Source organism: Enterobacter cloacae complex sp. 372C4, assembly GCF_050030615.1.
Classification (GTDB): Bacteria; Pseudomonadota; Gammaproteobacteria; order Enterobacterales; family Enterobacteriaceae; genus Enterobacter; species Enterobacter intestinihominis.
Genome location: NZ_JBLGUQ010000001.1, coordinates 573620 through 591439, shown reverse-complemented (window position 1 = coordinate 591439; position 17820 = coordinate 573620). Strand labels below are relative to the sequence as shown.

At 56.1% G+C, this 17820-nt stretch carries 15 protein-coding genes; 6 read left to right on the top strand and 9 right to left on the bottom strand.

What is annotated here, in order from left to right; translation table 11 throughout:
* Positions 1-43 precede the first annotated feature (43 nt).
* Positions 44-880 carry a MipA/OmpV family protein gene (locus ACQG11_RS02830; protein WP_423398083.1) on the top strand — a complete coding sequence of 279 codons (837 nt, stop codon included), beginning with the start codon at positions 44-46 and terminating at the stop codon, positions 878-880.
* Between the two features lie 129 nt (positions 881-1009).
* Here ACQG11_RS02830 and ACQG11_RS02825 read toward each other — a convergent pair whose 3' ends face one another.
* The 3 genes from ACQG11_RS02825 to ACQG11_RS02815 all read right to left on the bottom strand — a co-directional run bounded on the left by ACQG11_RS02825 (position 1010) and on the right by ACQG11_RS02815 (position 2561).
* The gene (locus ACQG11_RS02825) at positions 1010-1756 is read right to left on the bottom strand and encodes an alpha/beta fold hydrolase (protein ID WP_423398084.1); all 747 of its coding nucleotides are present in this window, start codon (positions 1754-1756) and stop codon (positions 1010-1012) included.
* Positions 1757-1766: 10 nt separating this feature from the next.
* Positions 1767-2234 (bottom strand): DUF6130 family protein, encoded by a 468-nt coding sequence (locus tag ACQG11_RS02820; protein ID WP_003860582.1) that lies wholly within the window; start codon positions 2232-2234, stop codon positions 1767-1769.
* Between the two features lie 156 nt (positions 2235-2390).
* Positions 2391-2561, bottom strand: coding sequence for a YfgG family protein (locus ACQG11_RS02815; RefSeq protein ID WP_017383512.1), 171 nt, complete (start codon positions 2559-2561; stop codon positions 2391-2393).
* Positions 2562-2929: 368 nt separating this feature from the next.
* Here ACQG11_RS02815 and ACQG11_RS02810 point away from each other — a divergent pair, with 368 nt between their 5' ends.
* Positions 2930-5227, top strand: a complete 2298-nt coding sequence (locus tag ACQG11_RS02810) for an EAL domain-containing protein (RefSeq protein ID WP_051979833.1) — start codon at positions 2930-2932, stop codon at positions 5225-5227.
* Here ACQG11_RS02810 and ppx read toward each other — a convergent pair.
* The 4 genes from ppx to purM form a co-directional block, all read right to left on the bottom strand.
* The gene (ppx, locus tag ACQG11_RS02805) at positions 5175-6713 is read right to left on the bottom strand and encodes an exopolyphosphatase (RefSeq protein ID WP_003860570.1); all 1539 of its coding nucleotides are present in this window, start codon (positions 6711-6713) and stop codon (positions 5175-5177) included. The genes ACQG11_RS02810 and ppx overlap by 53 nt on opposite strands.
* A 3-nt stretch (positions 6714-6716) precedes the next feature.
* Positions 6717-8777 carry a polyphosphate kinase 1 gene (gene ppk1, locus ACQG11_RS02800; protein WP_006811494.1) on the bottom strand — a complete coding sequence of 687 codons (2061 nt, stop codon included), beginning with the start codon at positions 8775-8777 and terminating at the stop codon, positions 6717-6719.
* Between the two features lie 204 nt (positions 8778-8981).
* Positions 8982-9623: a phosphoribosylglycinamide formyltransferase gene (purN, locus tag ACQG11_RS02795; protein WP_023300681.1), complete on the bottom strand. Its 642-nt coding sequence runs from the start codon at positions 9621-9623 to the stop codon at positions 8982-8984.
* Positions 9620-10657, bottom strand: a complete 1038-nt coding sequence (gene purM / locus ACQG11_RS02790) for a phosphoribosylformylglycinamidine cyclo-ligase (RefSeq protein ID WP_426728159.1) — start codon at positions 10655-10657, stop codon at positions 9620-9622. Before purM ends, purN begins: the two co-directional genes overlap by 4 nt.
* 266 nt (positions 10658-10923) lie before the next feature.
* Here purM and ACQG11_RS02785 point away from each other — a divergent pair, with 266 nt between their 5' ends.
* From ACQG11_RS02785 to ACQG11_RS02770, 4 genes are all read left to right on the top strand, one after another.
* Entirely contained in the window at positions 10924-12354 is a 1431-nt protein-coding gene (locus tag ACQG11_RS02785) for a 6-phospho-beta-glucosidase (protein WP_423398086.1), read from the top strand.
* A gap of 217 nt (positions 12355-12571) precedes the next feature.
* Positions 12572-13198 (top strand): uracil phosphoribosyltransferase, encoded by a 627-nt coding sequence (upp, locus tag ACQG11_RS02780; RefSeq protein WP_022648979.1) that lies wholly within the window; start codon positions 12572-12574, stop codon positions 13196-13198.
* 82 nt (positions 13199-13280) lie between these two features.
* A complete protein-coding gene (gene uraA, locus ACQG11_RS02775) occupies positions 13281-14570 on the top strand; it encodes a uracil permease (protein WP_022648978.1) in 1290 nt (429 codons plus the stop codon).
* 97 nt (positions 14571-14667) lie between these two features.
* The gene (locus ACQG11_RS02770) at positions 14668-15369 is read left to right on the top strand and encodes a DnaA inactivator Hda (protein ID WP_211482948.1); all 702 of its coding nucleotides are present in this window, start codon (positions 14668-14670) and stop codon (positions 15367-15369) included.
* 76 nt (positions 15370-15445) lie between these two features.
* Here ACQG11_RS02770 and ACQG11_RS02765 read toward each other — a convergent pair whose 3' ends face one another.
* Both ACQG11_RS02765 and ACQG11_RS02760 read right to left on the bottom strand, forming a co-directional pair.
* Positions 15446-16864 carry a leucyl aminopeptidase family protein gene (locus ACQG11_RS02765; protein ID WP_426728879.1) on the bottom strand — a complete coding sequence of 473 codons (1419 nt, stop codon included), beginning with the start codon at positions 16862-16864 and terminating at the stop codon, positions 15446-15448.
* Positions 16864-17820, bottom strand: coding sequence for a N(4)-(beta-N-acetylglucosaminyl)-L-asparaginase (locus tag ACQG11_RS02760; protein WP_336196158.1), 957 nt, complete (start codon positions 17818-17820; stop codon positions 16864-16866). Before ACQG11_RS02760 ends, ACQG11_RS02765 begins: the two co-directional genes overlap by 1 nt.

The following is a 17820-nucleotide window of genomic DNA, read 5'->3' as shown; positions in this document are numbered from 1 at the left end:
ACCGCCTGAATCGTAACCATCTGAATCCAAAAGGGCTTCTTTAATGAGAAACTGCAAACTGCGTCACAGGTTCCCCCGTTCACTCATCGGTCGCAGCGTGAAAAGCATCCTGTCGGGGGCCGTCCTGGCGTTACTGGCTACCCCGGCGCTGGCGGCCGGGCAGCGCCAGGGCAACGTTTTAACCCTGGGGGGCGGCGTGGATGTTGCGCCACGCTATTCCGGTTCGGATAAGAGCCGCGTTACTGCGGCTCAGGTGGTTGATTACGCGATGGCAAATGGGTTCTTTATCAGTACCACCCGCGGGCTCGGCTACGGCAACCGCGTTGGCAACCTGGATTACAGCGCTGCGCTGAGCTATCGCGCAGGACGTAAGGATCGCGACGTAAGCAGCGATTCAATCGCCTCCGGCAGCGACGACCTGCGAGGAATGGGTGACATTAAAGGCTCAGCTATCGTTGTGCCAGGGCTGGGGTACAGGGTGACTGACTGGCTGACCGTGCAGTTGCAGGCAGAGGTCCCGGTTTCTGAGAGAGACAATGGTGAAGCTGTGCATTTCGGTATTGCCAGCCCGCTCTATACATCTCCGAAAAATGCGTTAACGCTGGCGCTGACCGGTAGCTGGGGATCCAGTAAGTATGTGCAAACCTACTACGGGGTGAATGCCGCCCAGTCGGCCGCATCGGGTTTTGCCCGACACGATGCCGGATCGGGAATATATGCGTATTCGCTGAATCTGGACTGGACCCATAAGCTTACCTCCCGCTGGAGCCTGCTTGCCGCAGCTGGCGTTACGCAGCTGACGGGAGAGGCGGGCGATAGCCCCATTGTTCAGCGAAAAACGTCTCCTGTGGGAAGTTTGAAGGTGACGTATAGCTTCTGATGGTTCAGTGAGGGCGAAGGCGCGTTTGTGACAAAACCGCACATAACCCCGTTACAGGAGCCGGAAGTACATAAAGCCCGTAGGATGGCGTGGCCCGAAGTCGGACCGTTCATCATGCGGGCTTTTTTATCAGTGTTGACCCGATAACGCCTGTTCAATCGTACGGGTAACGACGTCCGGCTGGCTGACCATCGATACATGGCTTGCCGCTACCTCCGTGGTGTTGGCGTTGATTTTCTTCGCCATTGCGCGCTCAAGCTCAGGATTGATCATCCGGTCATTTTTGCTGATCACATACCAGCTCGGTTTGTCATGCCAGGCGGCATGCGCGACTTTCTCCCCAAACGCATCGGCCTTAATAGGGTTTTGCGTCGCGGCAATCACGCTGCACTCAACGTCCTTCACGTCAGGGGCAAAATTCTCGCTGACCGCTTTTGTCGGCAGATATAAATACCCCTCTGACGTTTTAGCGAGGCTGGCGCTCCCTGGCGGAGCAGGATAACTGTCTGCCAGATCTGCGGTCGACTGGCCGGAATCCGGCGCAAAAGCGGCAACGTAAACCAGAGACTTCACCCGCGCATTATTGCCCGCTTCGCTGATTACCGACCCGCCCCAGGAGTGCCCGACCAGTACAACGTCGCCATGAGCCCGGGCGATAGCACGCTGCGTGGCGGCGACATCATCTTTCAGAGACGTGAGCGGAAGTTGTACCGCAATGACCTCGGTATGGTGTTTTTGCAGCCGGGTAATCACCTTATTCCAGCTGCTGCCGTCGGCAAACGCCCCGTGCACCAGCACCACGCTGGCTTTCTTCTCTGCCAGCGCGCTGGTGGAAACCGCCAGCAGCGCCGCTGTTAATACAGACAATGCTTTCATAACAGGCTCCTTAAAAGTGGTGAACCGCGGCGTGTGGCGGCACGGTGAATTCAACGGTTTTATGGTCGATGGGCTTATGCGTCGGGTCGGCAACGATGATGGTTACCTTGTGTTTCCCGGCGGGCAGCCCGACCAGGATCACCGGCTCGCCGCTGGTATCAGCCCAGTGCCAGGGCGCGTCATCCACCACAACGTGAATATGGCCGATACGCGGAGTGACTTTCAGCGCGTCGGGTCCAAATACAGGTTCAATGCGCAGGTTTTCGACGCGGTACTGAATAAAGACCGCACCTTTACTCAGCGGTCCCGCCAGCGGTGGGTCGACGATCAGTTTTGCTGGCGGCTGGGGTTTTTCCTGCGGCGCTACGGCGGCCGGGCCATTAACATCAGCAGCGCTCAGGCCATCTAACGGTGCGGCCAGTGCGCCAGCAAAGGACGTCAGCGCAAATACAGGAAGCAGGAAATATCGACGAATCATCTGTGTCTCTCCTCATCAGTTTATTATGGCGAGGGACACAGAAGACCATTTTTATGTATCGGGGATATTTGCTTTTGCGGGCGTTTTGTACCGGTTTGTCAGCGTAGCGCTCGGGATACAGTGCGATACAGTTTGTCTGCCTGGAGCGAACACGCTTTAGCGCTCGGGCGAATCCACTACGAGGCCTGATTGCTGCGACTGAATTTTGTCCTGATGGTGATACCAGGCGCCAATGGAGGAATAAACAAAGCGGCCAAAGAAAAACAGGAAACTGATGAGCAGTATGATGCGGGTCATCCGGGTGTTAAATCGATGTCGTTTTCGCATACGCGTAGCCTGACTCACTTTCTTTTCCTGAGTATACCCTTTTGGGCGATACGGCTATTAAGGCACAGCCGCAAGTCGGGGTCAATTCAGCGATATGTAAAATACCGTCAATGCTTACATTAATTTATGTTATTAAAAACAACGCTTTTATTTATCGCATTGATAATTACAGGAAAAATATTCAAATAAAACGTAAGAAATGTTTATTCAGATAAATTAATTTGATTTAGGTCAACGGTATCTCGTCGTTGATATTTAAAATCCCACCTCCACTGTGCTTGCCAGGAATTTTCCGGGCATCGTGTACGTCAGGTTGGATGCCTGTCTTCATTTACCCTCTGGAGCGCAAGGGTTGTAAACGAGCATCTATGAATATTCACCACATCCTGAAGCAAAATAAAGACCGCTGGTGGGCACTTCCTCTTATATTACCCGTCGTGTTACTCCCGGTGCTTAGTGTGGCTAATACCTTAACGCAGCTGGGCGACGGTATCGTTGCGCTCTATTATCTCCCGCTCTCCTTTCTGCTGACGCTGATGTTGTTCTTTGGCCTGGAAGCCCTTCCCGGAGTGGTAGTGTCGCTGTTTTTACGTTATTACCCGTCCGTTGGGCTGTTTGAAACCGTGACCGGCATTCTGCATTTTATCGTTCCCCTAGTGCTCAGCTGGGGCGGTTACCGTGTGTTTGCGCCCCGACGCAATATGACCGCTTACGGTGACATACGCCTGATGGGGCAACGTATCTTCTGGCAGGTGTTTTGCCCGGCAACGCTTTTTCTGGTGCTATTTCAGTTTGCGGTTTATCTCGGGGTCTATGAGAGCCGCCAGAGCCTTGCAGGATTGAATCCCCTCAATATTCGGACCCTTATTAACTATCAGGGGCTGCTGGTGAGCGGGCTGACGGGTGTGCCGCTAAGCTACCTGCTGATCCGCCTGATACGTCATCCGCGCTATTTCAAGGGACTGATGTCCCAGCTCCGCACGCAAATAGACAAAAAGGTGACGGCCGTTGAGTTTGTGGTGTGGTTTTTAGCTCTGGGAGGGTTGCTGGCTATGCTGCTGCTGCCCATGAATGAAAACAGTTCCATTTTCAGCACCAACTACACTTTGTCACTGCTGATGCCCGTGATGCTCTGGGGGGCGATGCGCTTTGGCTACAAGCTGATGTCAATCATCTGGACGCCGGTCCTGCTGGTGTCGATTCACTTTTTTTATCACTACATTCCGGTGCAGGGGGGTTATGGCATTCAGCTGGCGATCACCTCATCCAGCTATCTGGTCTTTTCCTTCGTTGTGACGTACATGTCGATGCTGGCGACACGCCAGCGGACCATCAATATTCGCTCCCGCAGTCAGGCTTTTCTCGATCCGGTGGTGCATATGCCCAACCTGCGGGCGCTGTCGCGCGAGCTGGCCAGTCATCCGTGGTCAGCGCTCTGTTTACTGCGCGTGCCCGAGCTGGAGGTACTGGGACGCAATTACGGCGTACTGCTACGGATCCAGTATAAACAGCAGCTGGCGCAATGGATAAATGGCACCCTTCAGCCAAAAGAGCAAGTCTATCACCTCACCGGATATGACATGGCGGTGCGACTGGAGGCGGAGTCGCATCAACAGCGCATTGAGACGCTGGACGAGCATATTAAGCAGTTTGTTTTTATCTGGGATGGTATGCCGGTGCAGCCTCAGGTTGGCGTGAGCTACTGCTATGTACGCTCACCCGTCAATCACCTCTATCTGGTGCTGGGGGAACTGGGCATCGTGGCTGACCTCTCCCTCTCAACGAATCACCCGGAAAACCTTCAGCAGCGCGGGGCTGTTCACTTGCAGCGTAGCCTGAAAGATAAGGTGGCGATGATGAGCCGTTTGCAGACAGCGCTGGAGCAGAACGCTTTTAGCCTGTTAGTTCAGCCCGTTCGCGGCCTGCGCGGCGATCATTACCACGAAGTGCTGCTGCGAATGCGTGATGATAACGGGGCGCTGATCTTTCCCGAGCAGTTCCTGCCCATAGCACAGGAGTTTGGTTTATCGTCGCGTGTCGATTTATGGGTACTGGAGCGTACGTTGAGTTTCCTGGCACAGCACCGCCAGCGTTTGCCGGGCCAGCGCTTTGCCATCAACCTCGCACCTTCTACCGTCTACCGGGCGCAGTTCCCGCTTGAAGTGAGCCGCCTGTTAGCCAGATATGCCGTTGAAGCATGGCAGCTGATCTTTGAAGTGACCGAAAGTAGCGCCTTTGGTCATGCGGATCTGGCGGCATCCACCCTCAGGCAATTGCAAAAAATGGGAATACGGATCGCCATTGATGATTTTGGCACCGGCTACGCCAGCTATGCGCGGTTAAAAAGCGTGGACGCCGACATTCTCAAAATCGACGGCGGCTTTATTCGCAATATTGTCAGCAACAGCCTGGATTACCAGATCGTGGCATCCATTTGCCATCTGGCCCGGATGAAGAAAATGCTGGTGGTGGCAGAATGTGTGGAAACAGAAGAGATACGTAGCGCGGTGCACGCGCTAGGTATCGATTATGTGCAGGGCTACTTAATTGGGTTGCCAGTTGAGCTTGATACGTTGCTCGAAACACAGCCTTCTCAGGAGAGCGCCTTAGCCGTTACGCTGCCGCCTCAGAACTCTCTTCTTCAATCTTCAACAGCCAGCCGGTGACCGCTTCCCAGTACTGCTGCTCTTTTTCCAGATCCAGCAGCACCAGCGCGTTCTGGCTAAACCAGTCGTGCGGGAAGCTCAGCGTCCAGTGATAGTCATCCGTTTTAAGCTTCAGTGTCGGCGGTGTGGTGGTCGCCTGCCGCTGATTATTGAGCAGCACGCCCAGGCGCAGAAGCTGAATGAGTGGCAGGAACTGCTTTTTCTTAAATAGCGTAAAGCGCGGCAGATCGTCGAGCTTGATGGCTTTGCGGTGATAGCGCACCAGCGTCGCCATCATGGTTTGCTGCTCCTGGTTGAAGCCAGGCAGATCGCTATTTTGCAGAATATAGGCTGAATGGCGATGCATTCCGCTGTGGTTTATGTTCAGCCCCACCTCATGCAGCATCGCGGCCCATTTTAACAGCGCGGCCAGCTGCGGATGCGCCAGCTTTGGATTCTGCTCCTCCCACTGCTCGTACATCTGAACCGTGGTTTCCAGCACCCGTTTCGCCTGTTCGCGGTCGATATTGTACTGGTTGGCAAGGCTCTGCGCGGTGCGGCTGCGAATATCCTGATGACGGAAACGGCCTTCCATCTCATACAGCACACCTTCGCGCAGGGCGCCGTCAGAGAGGCGCAGCTCTTTGATCGCCAGCGCGTCAAACACGCCGCAGAGGATCGCCAGCCCCGGTACGAACACCGCTTTACGCTCGTCGGACAAGCCCGGCAGACTCAGGGCGTCGAAGCTCTTGTGCTTAAGCACCTCTTCGGTGAGTTTCACCAGGCGCTCAGGCGTAATAAACCCGTCCTTTTCACCCATCGCCAGCAGCACTTCATGGGCCGCTTTAATCGACCCCGATGCGCCCAGCGCCACGTTCCAGCCCTGAATACGATACTGCCAGGCCAGATTTTCCAGTTTTTGCACAGCGGCCATGCGCGCGCGCTGGAAGTTTTCGCGGGTGATGACGCCGCCCGGAAAATACATTTGCGCGAAGCTGACGCAGCCCATACGGCGGCTTTCAACCAGACGCGGCTCGAAATCTTCGCCAATCACCAGTTCGGTTGAGCCTCCGCCGATATCAATCACCAGCTTGCGGCCTTTTTCCGGCTGCGTATGCTCCACGCCCATAAAAATCAGGCGCGCTTCTTCGTTACCAGAGATGATCTCAATCGGGTAGGGGATAACCTTTTCCGCGCGCTTAAGAAATTCCGGCGCGTTCAGCGCCTGGCGTAGCGTATGCGTCCCGACGATGCAAACGCTGGACGGCGAAAAGCCTTGCAGACGTTCTGCGAACAGCGACAGGCAGTTAAGCCCGCGCTCCATTGCCTCTTCGCTCAGCATGTTACGCGCGTCGAGCCCATCGGCCAGATGCACGCGCTGCTTCAGACGACCGATGATCTGCATCGCGCCATCCACCTCGCGGGCGATGACCATATGGAAACTGTTTGAGCCAAGATCGACCGCAGCGAACTCCTGCGGGCGTGGGGTATTATCGTTTATTGGCATAGGTTAATCGGGTTGCTCAAGTGATTTGATGTAATCGTAAATCGCCAGCTGCGACCGCACTTTACGGCGATTGCCGCGCGGTACATAGCGATTACTGAGTTCTTTGTCGATATAACGTGCTTTCACCGTATCGCTGAACAGGATCTCGATAATGTCCAGGATACGCTGCTTCAGGCGAGGATCCAGCAGCGGTGCCGCCACTTCAATACGGTAATCAATGTTACGCGTCATCCAGTCGGCGGACGAGAGGTATACGCGCTTATCACCGGCGTTATCGAAAATATAGACGCGATCGTGTTCAAGATAGCGATCCACAATGCTGATCACGCGGATGTTGTCGCTGATGCCTTCCAGTTCCGGAATGAGCGAGCACATGCCGCGAATGAGCAGATTTACCGGAACGCCGGAGCTGGAGGCCGCATACAGGCGATCCACCAGGCCTTTGTCCACCAGATTGTTGAGCTTCAGCGTGATGCCGGACGACAAGCCGTTCTGCGCATTGGCAATCTCTTTGTCGATCATATCGTACAGCAGGCGCCGTGAGTTCTGCGGTGACACCAGCAGATAATCGAAGCTCACCGGGCGGTACGGGTTCTCAATGAAGTTGAACACCCGACGCACTTCGTTGGTGATGCGGGCATCGGCAGTCAGCAGTGAATAGTCGGTGTAAATACGCGCGGTTTTCTCGTTAAAGTTCCCGGTACCGATATGGGCGTAGCGCACCACATCGTCGCCCTCTTTACGGGAGATCAGGAACAACTTGGCGTGAATTTTCAGCCCCGGCGCGGAGAAGATGACGTGCACGCCCGCTTCCGTCAGTCGGCGCGCCCAGTGGATGTTGGCCTCTTCGTCGAAGCGAGCCTGGAGCTCAACCACCACGGTCACTTTCTTGCCGTTGTGCGCTGCGTGGATCATCGCATCGATGATGCGGGAATCTTTCGCCACGCGATAAATGTTGATTTTAATCGCCAGCACGTTCGGATCGAACGAGGCCTGACGCAGCAATTCCAGCACGTGTTCAAAGGTGTGATACGGATAGTAGAGCAGCACATCCCGCTCGCGGATGGCATCGAACCCGTTGCGGAATTTATCGAACCAGATATGGCGCAGGCGCGGCAGCGGTTTGTTTACCAGATTGGCTTTGCCGACGTTCGGGAAGCCAATGAAATCTTTAAAGTTGTGGTAACGCCCACCGGGGATTATGGAGTCGTAGCGGGAGATGGTCAGCTTATCGCGCAGCATCTCCACCATCGCGTCCGGCATATCGCGCTGATAGACAAAACGCACCGGCTCTGCCGTCAGGCGCTGCTTGAGGCTGGAAGACATCAGCTCCATCAGGCTGGCCTCCATCTCATGCACCAAATCGTACTCGGCGTCACGGGTCATCTTCATCGAGTAGGCGTTGAGCGCGTCGTAATCGAAGAAACCTTTGAAGATATCGTCCAGACAGTAGCGCAGAATGTTATCCAGCAGGATCATCGGCTTACGTCGGCGCGGGGTTTCCGGCGGCAGATTTACAAAGCGCGGGACTTTATCAGACGGTATTTCCAGCAGCGCGTAGTTAATGGTCTCACCACGAATGATTTCTACCGCCAGATAGGTGTAATCATCTTTCAGGAACTGCACCAGATCGGTTTCACGGTTGATCAGAATCGGGGTGATATGCTGGCGCAGATAGTGTTTGAAATAGTGGCGCAGCCAGTTTTGCTGATTCGCGGAGAGCTGGCGTTCGTTGATCAGGAAGATTTGGTTGCGTGCCATTTCCAGCAGCAGCTCGTTATAGAGGCCATCAAATTCCTGATCGGCTTTCATGACGCGAGACTGGATTTTTCCAAGCAGATGCCGCGAGTGGGAGTTTAAGCCCTGTTCTTCGCTGATGATGATTCGGCGTTTTAGTTCGGCGAAGCGAACCTTGTAGAACTCATCCAGATTGTTGGAATAGATGCCTAAAAAACGCATACGCTCAATCAGCGGGTTACTTTTATCGGCCGCTTCCTGAAGTACACGTTCGTTGAATGCTAACCAGCTTAGCTCTTTCTCGATATATAACTTTTCCTGACCCATTACAGCTCACACTCCAGTTCAATCACAGGACGTGGTAAATCCGTCTCGTCCTTATTATGGCGAGCATTTCCACGATATGTCCAACAGTGCCAGAAAAGTATGACAGTTATTTTTTTTGTTGGGGATTTTAGGGGGTTGGAGAAGGGGATATCGGGTAATGCAATATGTAGGTCGGGTAAGCGCAGCGCCACCCGACAGAACAAACTACTCTTCAGCCGCATGACCCTGCGGGGGCAACTTCACGCCGTCCAGCCAGGCGGCACCGTCGCGCATCTCAAGACGGCCGTCAACAAACCAGCTTACCACCAGCGGATAAATGGCGTGTTCCTGAGCCTGTACACGTTCCGTCACGTCGTCTTCGTTGTCACCGTCAAAGACCGGTACTTTTGCCTGCAAAATGACCGGACCGCCGTCCAGCTCGTCGGTAACGAAATGCACGGAGGTCCCATGCTCCTCATCGCCGTTCTCCAGCACCTGACGATGGGTATGCAGGCCAGGATATTTCGGCAGAAGAGAAGGGTGAATATTCAGCAAACGTCCGTTGTAATGCGCGACGAAGGCCGGGCTCAGGATACGCATGTAGCCCGCCAGCACCACCACGTCAGGCGCGTAGGCGTCAATCTCCTGCACCAGCTCACGGTCAAAGGCTTCACGCCCGGCGAACTGGCTGGCTTCCAGCGCGTGCGCAGGAATGTTCGCTTCCCGCGCGCGCTCAAGGCCGAACGCATCGGCCTTGTTGCTGAATACTGCCCGAATGGTGCCATTGATTTTCTTCTGTTTGCAGGCGTCTATGATTGCCTGCAAATTGCTTCCGTTGCCGGAAATGAGCACCACGATGTTTTTCATTCAATGACCACACGCTGTTCGGAATCGGAAGCTTTAATCGTACCGATTTTCCACGCGTTTTCACCTTTTTCTGTCAGCAGCTTAACCGCTTTATCCGCTGCGCTGGCGGGCAGGGCGATAACCATACCTACGCCGCAGTTAAAGGTGCGGTACATTTCATGCTCGCTCACATTGCCTGCGGTTTGCAGCCAGTTGAAGACGGACGGCCACTGCCATGAGGAGGCGTCGATCACCGCCTGGGTATTGTCCGGCAGCACGCGCGGAATGTTTTCCCAGAAGCCGCCGCCGGTAAGGTGAGCGATGGCGTGCACGTCAACGTTCTCAATCAGCTCCAGCACGTTTTTCACGTAGATGCGGGTCGGGGCCAGCAGGTGATCGGCCAGCGGTTTGCCGTCCAGCTCGGTGGTCAGCGGGTCGCAACCGCTCACTTCGAGGATCTTACGCACCAGAGAGTAGCCGTTGGAGTGCGGACCGCTGGAGGCCAGCGCAACCAGCACATCGCCGTCAGCCACTTTGCTGCCGTCGATAATTTCTGATTTTTCTACCACGCCGACGCAGAAGCCTGCGACGTCATAATCTTCACCGTGATACATGCCAGGCATTTCTGCGGTTTCACCGCCGACCAGCGCACAGCCGGATTGCAGACAGCCTTCGGCGATACCGTTAATGACGCTGGCTGCGGTATCCACATCCAGCTTGCCGGTCGCGTAGTAATCCAGGAAGAACAGCGGCTCAGCGCCCTGTACCACCAGGTCGTTGACGCACATCGCCACCAGATCAATACCAATCGTATCGTGACGCTTAAGATCCATCGCCAGGCGCAGTTTTGTACCGACACCATCCGTACCCGAGACCAGCACAGGTTCACGATATTTTTGCGGCAGCGCGCACAGTGCGCCGAATCCACCCAGGCCACCCATCACTTCCGGGCGGCGGGTTTTTTTCACCACACCTTTGATTCGGTCAACCAGCGCATTACCTGCGTCAATATCAACACCGGCATCTTTGTAGCTGAGAGAAGTTTTGTTGGTCACGGCTTAAATCCCCACGCGATTGCATAGCTAGTAAGAAAAATCGGCGCAATTCTAACAGTCCAGGCAAACGTTTGCGAGCCTATTCTCGGCGCGGGGATCTTTTTTTCTGTGCGGACTGTCCAGGGCAACAAACTTGACTCCGTTCACGAAAATGAAACCGGTTTCGGCGATCTGCTTGCAACGGCTATCCCCTTTGCACATCATCAAAATGAAACCGGTTTCTGTAACTGTTTTTGCAGAAAATAACGCAGAATGAGGGAAAGCGAATGTCAGGATTTAAAGCAGGTTTTCTGTGGGGTGGGGCCGTTGCGGCGCACCAGCTTGAAGGCGGCTGGAAAGAGGGCGGCAAGGGCGTGAGCGTTGCCGATGTCATGACGGCAGGCGCCCACGGGGTACCGCGTGAAATCACCAACGGCGTGCTGGAGAGGAAAAATTACCCAAACCACGAAGCCATCGACTTTTACCACCGCTATAAAGAAGACATCAAACTCTTTGCCGAGATGGGGTTCAAATGCTTCCGCACCTCCATTGCCTGGACGCGTATCTTCCCGAAAGGCGACGAGCTGGAGCCGAACGAAGCGGGACTCAAATTCTATGACGATCTTTTCGACGAGTGCCTGAAGCACGGCATCGAGCCGGTGATCACGCTTTCCCACTTCGAGATGCCTTTCCACCTCGTAACGGAATACGGCGGCTGGCGTAACCGTAAGCTGATCGACTTCTTTGTCCGCTTCGCGAAGGTCGTTTTTGAGCGCTATCAGCATAAAGTGAAGTACTGGATGACCTTTAACGAGATCAATAACCAGGCCAACTTTCATGAAGACTTTGCGCCGTTTACCAACTCCGGGCTGAAATATGCGCCGGGAGAAGATCGCGAGCCGGTGATGTTCCAGGCGGCGCACTATGAGCTGGTGGCCAGCGCCCTGGCGGTGAAAGCGGGGCGCAAGATCAACCCATCACTGCACATCGGCTGCATGATTGCCATGTGCCCCATCTATCCGCTGACCTGTGCCCCGGACGACATGATGATGGCGATGAACGCCATGCATCGCCGCTACTGGTTCACCGACGTTCACGTGCGCGGCAAGTATCCGCAGCATCTGCTCAACTACTTTGAACGTCGCGGCTTCGCGCTGGATATCACCGAAGAAGATAAAGTGGCGCTGACGCAGGGCTGCGTGGATTACATCGGGTTCAGCTACTATATGTCGTTCGCCACCAAAGCGACGGCGGATAATCCGACGCTGGATTATGACGAGAGCAAGAGCCTGGTTTCTAACCCGTACGTGCAGAAATCGGACTGGGGCTGGCAGATCGATCCTGTCGGGCTGCGCTACTCTCTGAACTGGTTCTGGGATCACTATCAGCTGCCGCTGTTTATTGTGGAAAACGGCTTTGGCGCGATCGACGTGCAGGAGAGCGACGGCACGGTGAACGACCAGTACCGCATCGACTACCTTTCCGCCCACATCCGCGAGATGAAAAAAGCGGTGGTGGAAGACGGCGTGGATCTGATGGGCTATACCCCGTGGGGCTGTATCGACCTGGTCTCTGCCGGCACTGGCGAGATGAAGAAACGCTACGGCTTTATCTTTGTCGATAAAGATAACGAAGGTAACGGCACGCTGAACCGCAGCAAGAAGAAATCGTTCGACTGGTATAAGCAGGTGATTGCGAGCAACGGCGATAACCTGTAATTGTCGGGTGGCGCTTACACTTACCCGACCTACACTACACGTAGGCCCGCGTAAGCGCAGCGCCACCGGGCAAGACCCCGCACCCAAACCGGAGCCCAGCCTCCGGCTTTTTTGTTTTTGATTGATGTACATCAAGCAACATGGGTATGGCGCAATCCGAAAAAAGCGGTATAATCCCGCGATTTTTTTGCGGATGCCACCTCAGAGGAGAAAGAGAATGAAGATTGTGGAAGTGAAACACCCACTCGTTAAACACAAGTTGGGCCTGATGCGTGAGCATGACATCAGCACGAAGCGTTTTCGCGAACTGGCTTCTGAAGTGGGTAGCCTGCTGACCTACGAAGCGACCTCTGATCTGGAAACGGAAAAAGTGACCATCGAAGGCTGGAACGGCCCGGTACAGGTTGAGCAGATCAAAGGTAAAAAAATTACCGTGGTGCCAATCCTGCGTGCGGGTCTGGGCATGATGGAAGGCGTGCTGGAGCACGTCCCAAGCGCGCGTATCAGCGTGGTGGGTATCTACCGTAACGAAGAGACGCTTGAGCCGGTCCCATACTTCCAGAAGCTGGTCTCTAACATTGATGAGCGTATGGCGCTGGTAGTTGACCCGATGCTGGCGACCGGTGGTTCGATGATCGCCACCATTGACCTGCTGAAACAAGCAGGCTGCAGCAGCATCAAAGTGCTGGTACTGGTCGCGGCGCCGGAAGGTATCGCGGCGCTGGAAAAAGCGCACCCGGACGTTGAACTCTATACCGCGTCTGTCGACCAGGGACTGAACGAGCACGGGTACATCATCCCGGGGCTCGGCGATGCCGGCGATAAGATTTTTGGGACTAAATAATCGAATAACGATAAAGAAGCCGACTTTGATAGTCGGCTTTTTTTTGAATAAAAACCAACAATGACACTCAGAGGAAAACACTATGACGCGCCGTGCTATCGGGGTGAGTGAAAGACCGCCGCTTTTACAGACAATCCCGCTTAGTTTGCAGCACCTGTTCGCCATGTTTGGCGCAACCGTGCTGGTGCCAATCCTGTTTCACATTAACCCGGCTACCGTGCTGCTGTTTAACGGCATCGGTACGCTGCTTTACCTCTTCATCTGTAAAGGCAAAATCCCGGCCTATCTCGGGTCGAGCTTCGCGTTTATCTCCCCGGTACTGCTGTTGCTGCCGCTGGGTTACGAGGTCGCGCTGGGCGGCTTTATCATGTGCGGCGTGCTGTTCTGCCTGGTCTCCTTCATTGTGAAGAAAGCGGGTACCGGCTGGCTGGACGTGATGTTCCCGCCTGCGGCAATGGGGGCAATCGTTGCCGTCATCGGCCTGGAACTGGCGGGTGTCGCGGCGAACATGGCTGGGCTGCTGCCTGCGGACGGTCAGTCACCGGATTCTAAAACCATTATTATTTCGCTGGTGACGCTGGGCGTGACGGTTTTCGGTTCCGTCCTGTTCCGCGGCTTTATGGCGATTATCCCGATCCTGATCGGCGTGCTGGCGGGTTACGCGCTCTCCTTCGTGATGGGCGTTGTGGATACCACACCGATTGCCGAGGCACACTGGTTCGCGCTGCCGACCTTCTACACCCCACGCTTCGAATGGTTTGCTATCTTCACCATTCTGCCTGCTGCACTGGTGGTGATTGCTGAGCACGTTGGCCACCTGGTGGTGACGGCGAACATCGTGAAGCGTGACCTGATCCGCGACCCGGGCCTGCATCGCTCCATGTTTGCCAACGGTTTCTCCACCATCATCTCCGGTTTCTTCGGCTCCACGCCTAACACCACTTACGGGGAGAACATCGGCGTAATGGCGATCACCCGCGTCTACAGCACCTGGGTTATCGGCGGCGCGGCGATCATCGCTATTCTGCTCTCCTGCGTCGGCAAACTGGCGGCGGCGATCCAGATTATCCCGGTTCCGGTGATGGGCGGCGTTTCCCTGCTGCTTTACGGGGTGATCGGTGCGTCCGGTATTCGCGTGCTGATTGAATCCAAAGTGGATTACAGCAAGGCGCAGAACCTGATCCTGACCTCCGTTATCCTGATCATCGGCGTGAGCGGCGCGAAGGTGCACATCGGCGCGGCAGAGCTGAAGGGGATGGCGCTGGCGACCATCGTCGGCGTGGGCCTGAGCCTGATTTTCAAGCTGATCTCGGTCATTCGTCCGGAAGAAGAAATCCTGGACGCTGACGATAGCGAAAAAGCACCACATTGATCCTTTAACCGGGCGGACGATCCGCCCGGTTCTCTCCTTGCTGGTTCCGTGTTAAACTCCATTCCGATTTTATGTAAGATCTCTGGTTGAGGTATTTCTGAACGGACCGGCACAGCTCTCTCTGCCACTTTATCTCCCTGACGACGAAACTTTCGCGAGTTTCTGGCCGGGTGATAACCCCTCTTTACTGGCTGCACTGCAAAACGTGCTGCGCCAGGAACACAGCGGATACATCTATATCTGGTCACGCGAAGGCGCGGGACGCAGCCACCTGCTGCATGCCGCCTGTGCGGAACTTTCGGCGCGCGGTGACGCGGTAGGCTATGTGCCGCTGGATAAACGCACCTGGTTTGTGCCTGAAGTGCTGGAGGGCATGGAACATCTCTCCCTGGTCTGCATCGATAATATTGAATGCGTGGCGGGAGACGAGCCGTGGGAAATGGCGATCTTTAACCTCTACAACCGCATTCTGGAGTCGGGCAAAACCCGGCTGCTGATCACCGGCGATCGTCCGCCGCGTCAGCTCAATCTGGGGCTGCCGGATCTGGCGTCTCGTCTGGACTGGGGGCAAATCTACAAGCTGCAACCGCTGTCGGATGAAGACAAACTCCAGGCACTTCAGTTGCGCGCCAGACTGCGCGGATTTGAACTGCCGGAAGACGTAGGGCGCTTCCTGCTCAAGCGTCTGGATCGGGAGATGCGCACGCTCTTTGATACGCTCGATCAGCTCGATCGCGCCTCCATCACCGCCCAGCGCAAGCTGACCATTCCGTTTGTGAAAGATATTCTTAAGCTGTAGTTATGCCGGGTGGCGGCTGCGCCTTACCCGGCCTACATATGGCACCCGTAGGCCCGGTAAGCGCAGCGCCACCGGGCTAAAGATCCCCCATCAGGTGCTCAACCAGCAGCGGAATCGGTCTTCCCGACGCCACGCTTCTGCCGTTCTCACGCCACAGCGCCGTCCCGCTGATATCCAGATGTGCCCATGGGATCGCCGGCGGACAGAAGTGATGCAGCAGCCACGCCGCCGAGGCGCTTATCGCTGCATTGTTAGTCGGTGTGTTGCACAGATCGGCAATCGCGCTGTCGATCTGCTTTTTCAGCCGTGCGTCCAGCGGCAGAGACCACACCTCGTCACCGCTCCGTTTTCCTGCCTGCGTCAACGCGGCGCGCAGCGGTTCATCCTGGGTCATCAGCCCGCTCAGCTCATACCCCAGCGCTTTCACCACTGCGCCCGTCAAAGTCGCCATATCAATGATGTAGCGGGCCTGCGGGTACCGCTGGCTGGCCCAGGCAATGGCGTCAGCCAGCACCAGCCGGCCCTCGGCATCGGTATTATTGATTTCAACGGTGGTGCCGTTACAGGCTGTTGCCACCGTGCCGGGCTGCATGGCGTCGGGGCCGATGGCGTTTTCCGCCAGCGCCAGCACGCCCATGATGCGCACGGGTAATTTCAGCTCCGCAACGGTCAGCATCAGCCCCAGTATGTTGGCCGCGCCGCACATGTCATATTTCATGGTGTACATGCCCGCGCCTTCCTTCAGCCACAGGCCGCCGGTGTCAAAGGTAATGCCTTTTCCCACGTAGCAGCGCATCGGGCCGTCGTTGGCACCATCATAATGAATAGCCAGCAGACGCGGCGGGCAGGTCGCCCCTTTGCCAACGGCGTGCAGCAGTCCAAGACCCTGCTCAGCAATATCTTTTTCGTTCAGCACCTCGCAGCGCAGGGCAGGGCTGGCGGCACACAGTTTTTGCGCCTCTTCCACCACAAACTGCGGCGTGCAGCGGTCGGACGGCATATCCGCCAGACGTCGCGCCGCGATCATGCCGAGCGCAATGGCCTGCTGCTTGCGGAAGGTCGTCTCCAGCTTCGCCTGCTGTTCCGGCAGGCAGAGGGCAGTGATGCAGGTAAGACGCACCGCTTCGTCCGTCTTCTTCAGCTTCAGGTCACTGAGCCTGTGCGCCTGATTAAAGAGAAAACGCAGCACCTGCGCCAGCACCACATCGTCGATATCCGTCACGTCCAGCACGAGTTCGGCGCTGGCGGGGGCGGTAAGCAGCGGTCGCAGGGCGGTGAGCAACCCTTCGGTCAGGGCGTCATGCCATAGCGCGTCCGGCAACAGAGTAATGCGCGCAAACGGCGCGCAGCCAAAGCGCGTGTCCGCGACGGTGCTCTGCTGGCGCATTTCAGCGATAAGAGCGCTATCCGGTAACAGGGAACTGTCAGCGCGCGCAATCAAATGGCTGTTCGGCTTCGCGTCTGAAAGCGCGTTGATAAACTGGTAAGTGATCATCATGATTCCTCAATCGGCGCGCGGATCCGTGCGGCATAGGCCTGCATCCACTCCTCATCTACCGCGTGATAGTGCGTTTTCTCCCGCAGGCGTTCAGTACGAAAAACGGTGAGGGGCTGGCGAGCCGTCGCCACCACGAACGAGAAGGTTTTTATGTTAGTCGCGGCGCCAAATTCTCCTTTGCTGTTCATGCACACCACGGAGAGATCGCCCGCGCGACCGAAGCGCGACATCAGCTTGTCTTCCAGTTCGAATACGACTGAATCCGCCGCCTGCTGCGGCGTCATCCCTTGCGCCATCCGGCGAACGATTTCGTAGCTGGTACAGCCCTTCATCAGGTCTTCACCTACGCCTGTGGCGGTGGCCGCGCCGGTTTCGCTGTCGCAGTAAAAGCCGGAGCCGATGATGGGTGAGTCACCGAGGCGACCGCGTTTTTTCATAAACAGGCCACTGGTGGAGGTGGCGACGCTCATCGAACCCTGTTTATCAAGGCCAATGATGCCGACGGTGTCATGTCCGTCGTAGGGGCTTAACCCCTTATCCAGCGTTTCGCGGCAGCGCTTGCGGTAGTGCTGCATGGCGCGATCCGTGAGCATAGTTTTGTCGGCAAAGCCCTGGCTCAGCGCCCATTCGCGCGCGCCCTGGCCGACCAGCAGGCTGTTATAGCGCTGACGGCTGAGCGCGTGCGCCACGCGCACCGGGTTGGCCATATCCACCAGATTCCCCACGGCACCGAACGCCAGCGTGTCGCCGTCCATATAGGCCGCGTCCAGCTCTACCTCGCCGTTCTCGGTCGGCAGGCCACCGTAGCCGACGGATTTATACAGCGGAAAGTCTTCCACGGCAGCGACGGCATCGACCACCGCCGAAGCGACCGGTTTTCCCGCCGCCAGGGCAGACGCGGATTCCGTTACCCCTTCAAGTGCCATTCGCCAGGTTGCGATAATTCCCCACAT

What these genes read in the sequence shown, in the direction of transcription:
- ACQG11_RS02820 (WP_003860582.1), bottom strand. Translation starts at nt 2,234, where the DNA reads ATGATTCGTCGATATTTCCTGCTTCCTGTATTTGCGCTGACGTCCTTT.
- ACQG11_RS02785 (WP_423398086.1), top strand. Translation starts at nt 10,924, where the DNA reads ATGTCAGGATTTAAAGCAGGTTTTCTGTGGGGTGGGGCCGTTGCGGCG.
- upp (WP_022648979.1), top strand. Translation starts at nt 12,572, where the DNA reads ATGAAGATTGTGGAAGTGAAACACCCACTCGTTAAACACAAGTTGGGC.
- ACQG11_RS02810 (WP_051979833.1), top strand. Translation starts at nt 2,930, where the DNA reads ATGAATATTCACCACATCCTGAAGCAAAATAAAGACCGCTGGTGGGCA.
- ppx (WP_003860570.1), bottom strand. Translation starts at nt 6,713, where the DNA reads ATGCCAATAAACGATAATACCCCACGCCCGCAGGAGTTCGCTGCGGTC.
- ACQG11_RS02765 (WP_426728879.1), bottom strand. Translation starts at nt 16,864, where the DNA reads ATGATCACTTACCAGTTTATCAACGCGCTTTCAGACGCGAAGCCGAAC.
- ACQG11_RS02830 (WP_423398083.1), top strand. Translation starts at nt 44, where the DNA reads ATGAGAAACTGCAAACTGCGTCACAGGTTCCCCCGTTCACTCATCGGT.
- ACQG11_RS02815 (WP_017383512.1), bottom strand. Translation starts at nt 2,561, where the DNA reads ATGCGAAAACGACATCGATTTAACACCCGGATGACCCGCATCATACTG.
- ACQG11_RS02760 (WP_336196158.1), bottom strand. Translation starts at nt 17,820, where the DNA reads ATGTGGGGAATTATCGCAACCTGGCGAATGGCACTTGAAGGGGTAACG.
- purN (WP_023300681.1), bottom strand. Translation starts at nt 9,623, where the DNA reads ATGAAAAACATCGTGGTGCTCATTTCCGGCAACGGAAGCAATTTGCAG.
- ACQG11_RS02825 (WP_423398084.1), bottom strand. Translation starts at nt 1,756, where the DNA reads ATGAAAGCATTGTCTGTATTAACAGCGGCGCTGCTGGCGGTTTCCACC.
- ppk1 (WP_006811494.1), bottom strand. Translation starts at nt 8,777, where the DNA reads ATGGGTCAGGAAAAGTTATATATCGAGAAAGAGCTAAGCTGGTTAGCA.
- uraA (WP_022648978.1), top strand. Translation starts at nt 13,281, where the DNA reads ATGACGCGCCGTGCTATCGGGGTGAGTGAAAGACCGCCGCTTTTACAG.